Origin of the sequence: Xanthomonas arboricola pv. guizotiae (genome assembly GCF_002940205.1) — a bacterium.
Taxonomy (GTDB): Bacteria; Pseudomonadota; Gammaproteobacteria; order Xanthomonadales; family Xanthomonadaceae; genus Xanthomonas; species Xanthomonas arboricola_C.
Genome location: NZ_MDSK01000068.1, coordinates 1 through 8,442 on the forward strand (window position 1 = coordinate 1; position 8,442 = coordinate 8,442).

Annotated in this window: 9 protein-coding genes and 1 pseudogene; 7 read left to right on the forward strand and 3 right to left on the reverse strand. The window is 62.1% G+C overall.

Annotation, left to right across the window (positions count from 1 at the left end; all coding sequences use genetic code 11):
• Positions 1-76: 76 nt before the first annotated feature.
• Positions 77-853 (forward strand): XVIPCD domain-containing protein, encoded by a 777-nt coding sequence (locus XarbCFBP7408_RS22885; RefSeq protein WP_181107098.1) that lies wholly within the window; start codon positions 77-79, stop codon positions 851-853.
• A gap of 784 nt (positions 854-1,637) precedes the next feature.
• Positions 1,638-3,263 carry an alpha/beta hydrolase gene (locus XarbCFBP7408_RS21395; protein ID WP_104564640.1) on the forward strand — a complete coding sequence of 542 codons (1,626 nt, stop codon included), beginning with the start codon at positions 1,638-1,640 and terminating at the stop codon, positions 3,261-3,263.
• Between the two features lie 70 nt (positions 3,264-3,333).
• Here XarbCFBP7408_RS21395 and XarbCFBP7408_RS21400 read toward each other — a convergent pair whose 3' ends face one another.
• The gene (locus XarbCFBP7408_RS21400; RefSeq protein WP_026064237.1) at positions 3,334-3,735 is read right to left on the reverse strand and encodes an antitoxin Xre/MbcA/ParS toxin-binding domain-containing protein; all 402 of its coding nucleotides are present in this window, start codon (positions 3,733-3,735) and stop codon (positions 3,334-3,336) included.
• Positions 3,736-4,037: 302 nt separating this feature from the next.
• Between XarbCFBP7408_RS21400 and XarbCFBP7408_RS21405 the strand changes: the two genes are divergently transcribed.
• Positions 4,038-4,493: a hypothetical protein gene (locus XarbCFBP7408_RS21405; RefSeq protein ID WP_024939627.1), complete on the forward strand. Its 456-nt coding sequence runs from the start codon at positions 4,038-4,040 to the stop codon at positions 4,491-4,493.
• A gap of 28 nt (positions 4,494-4,521) precedes the next feature.
• On the opposite strand, the gene XarbCFBP7408_RS21410 is transcribed toward XarbCFBP7408_RS21405, so the two are convergent.
• Positions 4,522-4,845, reverse strand: a complete 324-nt coding sequence (locus XarbCFBP7408_RS21410; protein ID WP_104564645.1) for a hypothetical protein — start codon at positions 4,843-4,845, stop codon at positions 4,522-4,524.
• 111 nt (positions 4,846-4,956) lie between these two features.
• Between XarbCFBP7408_RS21410 and XarbCFBP7408_RS21415 the strand changes: the two genes are divergently transcribed.
• Entirely contained in the window at positions 4,957-5,202 is a 246-nt protein-coding gene (locus XarbCFBP7408_RS21415; RefSeq protein WP_039513682.1) for a helix-turn-helix domain-containing protein, read from the forward strand.
• A gap of 29 nt (positions 5,203-5,231) precedes the next feature.
• Here the strand turns inward: XarbCFBP7408_RS21415 and XarbCFBP7408_RS21420 are convergent, their stop codons facing one another.
• The gene (locus XarbCFBP7408_RS21420) at positions 5,232-6,104 is read right to left on the reverse strand and encodes an RluA family pseudouridine synthase (protein WP_258072285.1); all 873 of its coding nucleotides are present in this window, start codon (positions 6,102-6,104) and stop codon (positions 5,232-5,234) included.
• 385 nt (positions 6,105-6,489) lie between these two features.
• Here XarbCFBP7408_RS21420 and XarbCFBP7408_RS21425 point away from each other — a divergent pair, with 385 nt between their 5' ends.
• The 3 genes and pseudogenes from XarbCFBP7408_RS21425 to XarbCFBP7408_RS23570 all read left to right on the forward strand — a co-directional run.
• Positions 6,490-6,981, forward strand: a complete 492-nt coding sequence (locus XarbCFBP7408_RS21425) for a hypothetical protein (protein ID WP_104564642.1) — start codon at positions 6,490-6,492, stop codon at positions 6,979-6,981.
• Positions 6,978-7,214, forward strand: a complete 237-nt coding sequence (locus XarbCFBP7408_RS22565; protein ID WP_146093817.1) for a hypothetical protein — start codon at positions 6,978-6,980, stop codon at positions 7,212-7,214. Before XarbCFBP7408_RS21425 ends, XarbCFBP7408_RS22565 begins: the two co-directional genes overlap by 4 nt.
• A 1,025-nt stretch (positions 7,215-8,239) precedes the next feature.
• Positions 8,240-8,362, forward strand: a pseudogene (locus tag XarbCFBP7408_RS23570) (XVIPCD domain-containing protein); the annotation flags it as partial.
• Between the last annotated feature and the right edge of the window lie 80 nt (positions 8,363-8,442).

Genomic DNA, 8,442 nt, shown 5'->3' on the forward strand with positions numbered 1-8,442 from the left:
TCACGCGCTTCGAGAAGTTGGACGTCATGTTCCTTGGATTCCTCAACTTCGTCCTGGTCGTTGATGGGCTTCGGATGTGTTAACAGGCCCTAATCTGCCCTACAACCGGGCCAACCCTGATCATCGCGACAATCCGAATGCGGCTGGACAAAAGCAATATCGCGAAGAGATCACACACGGTGCGGACTTGTCGGGAACCTGGGCACGCATGGTCGCCAATGCCAAGAGCAAGGATGACAAGTATCCCTACGATCCCCAGTTGCAAAACTCCAACACACTGGCCGATAGCGTTCTGCGGGATGTACGCCTTCCGGAACCAAAGAACGATGGCGTTTTCCGCCACTGGGCGCCTGCATCGGGACGACAGCTCGACGAATCGATCCAGCCCTCGGTGCCAGGATTAGGTAACTCAGGACGTACCTTCAGCGCAGGCGGAGCACCCCTCGATCCGCATCAGGAAGCGCGGCTACGCGATGACCCATTGTTCAAGCAAGCCTTGGCGGGGCTCGATAAGCTCGGCCCGGATGCAGGCGTCTACACCAATCAGCAAGACAAGGAACGCATTGCCGGTGCCCTGGCGGTCCAGGCCAAACTCAATCGCCCGCCGCTGCCCGAGATCCAGGACGTTATTCCGAATCACACTAACGGCAATATTTTCGCGACGTACAAGAATCCAGGAAATGACATGGATGTATTACGCACGCACGTAGATAAGGCCGAAGCCGTCAAGCAGCCCTTGGCCGAGAACCTGCAGAAGCTCGAAGTTGCCAATCAACAGACCATGCAGGCGTCTACGCAGGAGGCATCACGCGCAGTGGACCAACCAAGTCATGGTGCGCTTGGAATGCGGTGAACAGCAATTGGGAATGCAGTCCTATCGCCTTGCTCCCGCAGCTCGCCGCCGCGGCGCTCTCCCAGCCACAGTTCCAGGCTGCGTGGCGCATCGGCGCTGATCATTTGGATCGCTCATCTACCGGATCCGGCAGGTCTGGCCGGACCTGGATGCCCAATTGCCGCAACAGCTCGGACATCCGGCCTAGTTGCACAGCGACCTGGCCGCCTGCCGCAAGCCTTCCGCATTGCGGACTGGGTGGATATAGGCGTCGATGTCGGATGCTCGGTCGATTGGGATGCGCATGGCAGTGATCGAATCTAAGGAAGCTCTGAACAACTCCTCGATAGACTTCTGATTGACGCCTGAGGCTGGAGGCATCACGCGTAAGTGATTGATTTTCAAAAACGGAGATTGTCGCGATCAAGCGAAATCCCAAGTTCGCTCGCAATGCCACGAGCTGTTCAGAGGTTCCCTAAAGCGGGCTTTAGATTATTCCGGCAGTCAACAGGTGCAAGCGAAACCTGAAGCCGACATTAGATTAGCTATCGATTAGGCGTTTACCGGGATGAAACTGACGCTGGCTTTCGTTTGGTCACTTGGCGCTGGTCCAGCTTCACGCTACCGCTCGCGACACCGTGCGGATTCGGTGTCGCGTCCGGTCGATGATGTGAGCGCTGGAGCGGGCAGATCGGATACGGTGACCAGACCTCGCGTTGGTGGCGCACGGCCGGCCGGGAACTGGCTACTGTCTGCACAGGGCCGTGTGCGCCCACTCCATCCACCTGCGTTCCCAAGGATCTGCATGTCTCTGCATCGTCTTGCCCCCCGCCTGGGTCTGGCCGTTGGCCTGTTGTGCGCCTGCTGCGCGCACGCCGCCGCACCGGCAGCGGCCCATCGCCTGCTGCGCGTCACGCTGGACGGGGCGAGCGACCAGCCCGTGTCCGGGCGCCTGCTGGTCTTCGCCACCCTGGCCAAGGACGCCCAGGCCGCGGCCGAGGATGGCAAGGACGGCAAAGCCCGCAAGGTGGAGGAGGTGAGCGTGAACCCGTTCCGCCCGACCGCGGTGGCGGTGGCGGCGCAGGAGGTGACCGCGCTCGCCCCCGGTGCCAGCGTCGAGATCGACCTGGACAACATCGCCTTCCCCAGCGGCTTTTCCGCGCTGCCGGCCGGCGAGTACCTGTTCCAGGCCGTGCTGGATCCGGACCACAGTTACGGCTATGCCGGCCGCGATGGCGGCGACCTGTTGAGCGAGGTCACTACGGTGACGCAGGGCAAGGGCAAGCCGTTGCCCACGCTGACGCTCAGCAAGCAGGTGCCCGCGTCGGACGACCCGTGGCAGGTGTCGCCGCGGGCGCCGCAGGCGATCCGCGACGCCATCCCGGAGGCCAGGCTGCATAGCGCGGACGCCTCGCTGGTCAGCCCGTCGCTGAGCGCGTTCTGGGGCCGGCCGGTGTCGCTACGCGCCCGCGTGCTCACCCCGCCCGGCTACGACGCCAAGGCCGCCACCCGCTACCCCACCGTGTATGTCACCCACGGCTTCGGCGGCAACTACAACCGCTTTGCCGGCAGCATCGCCGCCACCTGGAGCGCGATGGCGGCCAAGCAGATGCCGCCGATGATCTGGGTGTTCCTGGACCAGTCCACGCCCGCCGGCACCCACGAGTTCGCCGACTCGGTCAACAACGGCCCCTGGGGCACCGCGCTGACCGAAGAGCTGATCCCCGCGCTCGAACGGCAGTACAAAATGGATGGCAACGCCAAGGGCCGGTTCCTCAACGGGCATTCGTCCGGCGGCTGGGCCACGCTGTGGCTGCAGACGCGCTACCCCAAGCTGTTCGGCGGCACCTGGTCCACCTCGCCCGATTCGAGCGACTTCCACGACTTCACCGGGCCGGATCTGTACGCGCCCAATGCCAACGTTTACCGGCGCCCGGACGGCAGCCAGTTCCCGCTGATCCGCGACCAGGGCAAGGTGGTGGCCGACCTGGAAACCTTCGCCAAGCTCGAACGCGTGTTGGGCCCGTATGGCGGCCAGATGACCTCGTTCGACTGGGTGTTCTCGCCGCGCGGGCCCGACGGCCGCCCGGTGCCGATGTTCGACCGCGACACCGGCAAGGTGGACCCGGCCGTGGTGGCCTACTGGCGCACGCACTACGACATCGCCGCGCGCGTGGCCGCGCAGTGGCCCACGCTCAAGCCGGATCTGGACGGCAAGATCCACCTGATCGTCGGCACCGCCGACACGTTCTACCTGGATGGGGCGGCGCGCAAGTTCCAGGCGGTGCTGGACGGCCTGGGCGCAAAAAGCGACTTCCGCTACCTGGAAGGCCGCACCCACTTCGACCTGTACAAGGAAGGCGAGGACAGCAACGCCTTGATGAAGAAGATTGCCTGGGAGATGTACGCCGTGGCGCGGCCCAAGCAGTAAGCGCGCCGGCGCTGCCAACCGGCGTGCTGGCCACCGGCACGCCAGGGCGCAGCGTCACCGGCCCCGATGCTCAGGCCGAGCGCTTGGGCAATTCCCACTCCAGCTGCTGCCTGAGCACCAGCAGCAGCACTTTCAGGCTACCGCTGCGGACCAGGGCGGCTGGCGTCTGCCCGTCCAGCGCGTTCATGGGCTTGCGGAACCAGCCGATCAGCGCCTCGTTGTTGCCGCCATTCAAGGCCCAGGCATGGCAGACGATCTCGCCCAGGTTCTCGATGCCGGTGCTGCCCAGCAGCTTGAGGTGCTCCGGCGTGAAGGCGAACAGCGACAGCACCAGCTCGGCGTCGGCGGCCTTGCCGTGGTCGACCGCCATCTGCTGGCTGTGCGCGGTGTTGTAGGCCGCCCCCTGCGCGCGGAAGTCTTCGGCACGCCGCATGCCGGTGAGCAGTGATGCAATGAGGTCGGCGCGTTCCATAAAGCAGTCCAACGGTGTGATAGCGCGCACGCTATCCGCGTCGTCGTCGCCGCTCAATCAGGAGTCTCCTGACAGCGGCGATGGGCGTCAGCGGCCGTTGCATTACGCGCCAGCCGGCCCGTGCGGGGTTGGCGGGCCGGCGGCGGCTTCGGTGGCCGATTCCCGCTTGCGCGCCCGTCTGGAACCGGCGCCAATCATTGGCAGCGCTTAACGCGGGGATTGCTAGCATCCGGGCGCGTCACTGGCAGCAGCCCGCCTGCAGGGCTGCCGTATTGGAGTGTCATCTCATGAGGAGTTGTCAGATGCCCTGGAAATCCGCCCTCGCCGTGCTTGCCCTGTCCACCGCCGCGCTGCCGGCCTTGGCCCAGTCCGACCGCCAAGTGGTCGAGGACATGCTCACCCGCTCGGCCAATGTCTGCCCCGGCCACAGCACCGACCGCACCGCGCCCACCGTCAAGGCCGTGCCCGTGGGCGCACTACGGGTGATGCTGGAACGCGGCCTGGTCATGTGCCCGGACCGCCGCCTGGATGCCGCCGCGCCGGCGGTGTTCTACGGCCGCCTGGGCGTGTTCGCCTGGAACCCGGAAGTGCCCGCCGGCAAGACGGTGATCGTCAAGCAGATCGACACCATGACCCGCAACGAGGAATACCCCGCCGAGACGCTGGTGTGGGACGCCAAGGGCACCGCGCTCAAGCAGCAGACCGTGCCGATGTTCGAGCCCAAGCCGGGCGCGGCGGTGTTGTACAAGGTGCGTTGAGGCTGACGCGATTGCACGCGGCGCCCGGTCAGACCCTGGCGCCGCCCTGCCCGCTCGCTTCGGCCGCATCGTCCGGACCATCGCCACCGAGCCGCTGCTCGTAGATCTCGTCGACCACGCCGCGTACCGCGCGGGCGGCATTGAAGATGCTCTCGCCCAGAACCGACAGACTGGTGGCATCCAGCGGCTTGCCGCTGCACACCGCCACCATGTCGCTCTGCGCGGTGATCGTGCGCAGCAGCGTATGGAACTGGTCGATCTGCTGCAGGGTGACGCCGAAGGTGAAGTGTTCTTCCTGCGTTTGCAGGGTGGCCTCTGGCGTAGGCATCTCGCGGGTTTTCGAAGTCGTCATGGCATCCATCCTCGACATGAGCGGACGAGATATCCGCCACTCGAATTTATCCCTTTTTCAGATATTTGAAAAGGGGATATAGCTTCAGTGCGGCCTTTCAACGTTGCCGCCATGCCAATCAAGTCGATCCACAAAGACCATTACGACGTCCTGCTGCAGCAATTGCGCGAACTTCGCCTCTCCGCCGGGCTAACGCAGGCGGCCCTGAGCACTGCACTGGAGCGCCCGCAGTCGTATGTAAGTGACGTTGAGCGCGGCAGTCGCCGGATGGATCTTCTCCAGTTGCGGGACTTCTGCAATGCATGCGGAACTTCACTGACCAAGTTCGTTACCGAGTTCGAGAAGGAACTGAAGTAGTCCACTGGGCAGTGCGTGGTGCTTCGTTCCTAATTGTTCGGCCCGACCGTCGCTGTAAAACTCCGCGGCTCACCAGTGATCGGGTCATCGAACGCCAACGTATGCGCGAACAACTGCAGCGGCCGCTCCGGATCATCGGGACGCTGATCTTCCAGCTCTGGATAGAAGCGGTCATGCAGGATCGGCGTGCCCAGCGCGGCCATATGCACGCGCAACTGGTGCTTGCGCCCGGTGACCGGCTCCAATCGATACGTCCACGTGTCTGCACCACGCGCGACCACATCGATCACCGTCTCGCTGTTCGGCTCACCCACGCCCTCGCGCATGCGGAAGAACGGCTCGCCCGGCTCCAGCCGGCTGCGATGCACATACGGAAACCTCAGCCCAGGTAGCGGTGGCGCCACTGCCAGATAGTGCTTGCGGATGCGTCGCTCGCGGAACAGCGCCTGGTAAATCCCGCGCGTGGACGGGTCGGCAGAGAACAACACCAATCCGGCGGTGTCGCGATCGATGCGGTGCAGCGGCACCAACGCGGGATTATCGAAACACCGCACCAAACGGGTCAACAGCGTCTGCTGCACGTACGCACCGGCTGGCACCACGGGCAGGAAGTGCGGCTTGGACGCCACCACCAGGTGCGCGTCCGCATGCACTACCATCTCGGCAAATGGAATGACAGGCTCGACCACTACCTCGCGGAAGTACAAAATCTCGGCACCCAGGCGGTACGGCGCAGAGGCATCAAGCGCGCTGCCTTGGGCATCCAGCACACGCCCGCGCGCGAAGCGGTCCTGCCAGGTGGTGGCGTCCACACCCGGAAAGCACGCGCATAACGCTTCCAACACCGTGCACCAGGGGCCGGACGGCAGCTGGAACTGGCTGGCGGGGAGGCCATCAAGCATCGGGCGTGCTGGAAGCATGACCACAACAAGGCGCACTCACACGGAGAGGGCTGGAATCGTACCCTGCCCGCGTTTGCCGTTCTCTCCTGATTTCTGCAAAGGTGAACAGAAAAGCCTCAACCGCAACGAGTGACCGTCAGGCGATACGCATGACGCGACGTTAGGCAATGCCGCAGTTCTATACCAAGGAAATGGGGATACGCTGTTGCCCCAGACACCAGCCGGTCTTGCGCGCTCGGAAACGTTTCGGTTCTTAAGTAGTGAATTCTACCAACAGCCTACTTGTGATTTTTCTTACCGTAAGCGAATTGAAAACTGCTGTTTGCAGTAAAGTCCCTGTGCCCTACGCCCGACTCGCCGATTGCGCAGATCAAGGAAGCGTTCAATGACAGCTCAAAGAAAGTTCAACAAGAAGATCATGCGTTGCATGTCACTCACCGTAGTCGCGCTGAGTGCAGCATGCTCGAATGCTTCGCCACCGGCCGGTGCGACGGTCGGCAACTTTGCAAACAACTGGGCGTACGCCACAGCCTGCGGCTCTGGCCACTTTCTGAGCGTTGACCTCAATCAGCAGAAGAGCCATGTCACGGGAGAGTGGAGCGAAGGGACCAATGCTCGTGGAGGTGGCGGAAAATTGGAAGGGGATGTGCGTAGCGGAAAGCTCTACGTTCGCTACTGCAGCGATGATGGCGAGGCGGGCTATGAGGCATGCCCCAACTTCTCGGGGGGAGAAGATTACTTCGTTCTTGAAAAGGGGGCCCTGGTGCGCTACCAGAAGTTCGGCAATACATATAAGCGAGATGTCGCCTTGCACCCTGATATCAAGGGCAAGCAGATGCCATCCGAAACCTGTGCAGACACGGAGAGCGACTCATGAGTAGGCTGACAGATCAGGAGTTGCGGGCCACGCTGTACTTTGCTGTCGGCGTGTCATCCGAAAGCGGCTATGCCGCTTATCAATTGGAGGTCGCTGGCGACAATCTCAGGACACCGTTGCTAGAGCCGGCCGACAACAGTGGCTACACGATCGGCACTATCCAAACTGACTTGGGACAGCACTATCAGCCGAACATGCCTAACGGGGAGAACGTTTTCCAAGGGACCTCGTGAATGCCTATCAACAATGGGCGCATGGGCAGCAGCGAGATCTTGTTCTCAGCCAACAGCAGGTTGATCAGACAATCGCCGATCTTGGCCGTAACGGCCGCGCTATCCGCGTCGATGCCGGTCGGCCGCTCGATGCTGAAGTGAAATCCAAGCTGGACACATTCCTTTCTGCTAACGAGGGTATCAGCTGGGTACATCAACGCGATGTGGCGCAAATCGACAAGTTGATGGATCGCGCTATCGCGCCCTTGCAGCGGAGTGAGCTCTACCAGAATGCGTCTCTGGACGACCAAGTTAGGTTGGCGACGATGGTTGGGAAAGCCTACAACCAGAACGAAACGCGCACCGCGCCGATGATCCGCGACATTGAGGCAAATCAGTACCATTCGCTCGCGGATGTGAGTGCTGCCATTGATGATCTGAATCCAAGGGCGACTGGACGTGGCGACTATCTGGAAGCTGGGCGAGACAAGGCGCTGGAGGGCGCCGATGTGGTAAATGCATTGCGCAATGCGGATTCGCGTAGCCCGCTTGCAACAGTATGGACCAATGTGGTCGCCAACCCGCTTGTGGATCCGACAACACTCAACGCGCCGCAGGCAGGCCAAAACTTGGCGCACGAATACCATGCGGTGAAAAACCTGTTTCTGCACTACAACCGTGCAGAAGAATTCGTGAGCGCGCTGGATCGCGGCGCTACCTATCAAAATGCTTCAACAGACCGGGCAGACCCAACGCGATTCAATGGTGCTGGCTTTTATGCTGCCGGTAACGACTTGGTGACCTGGGACAAGACAGGTCAGGGTCACGCATTCTTGAATGGTGCTTGGAGCGGTGTTGAGCGTCAGAATCTTGCGCGAGTGCGCAACGATGACGGCACCACAGATCTGAGCATCAGCGAAGATGGTCACACGCGTAAATTGCTGCATGTCGATCCACGTGCAAATCCATTGCGCGGGTTGGAAGAACCAGCGCAGCCAACGCTGCATGATCAACCGCCGGTGGTGCCTAGGCATGGTTCCTTGCTTCCATCACAGGACCCGCTCCATCGCCAAGCCGAAGATGCCGTTCGCCGCCTTGAGCAAGGTCTCGGCAGGGAGTACGACGACAACAGCGCAAGGCTGGCAGCAAGTAGCGCGTACTTAGAGCGGCTAACAAAACCCAGGAAGAAGGCGTAAGCAGATGATGGAGGATGCGAGCGAAAGCAACGCCAAGTGGAGATCGATGCGAC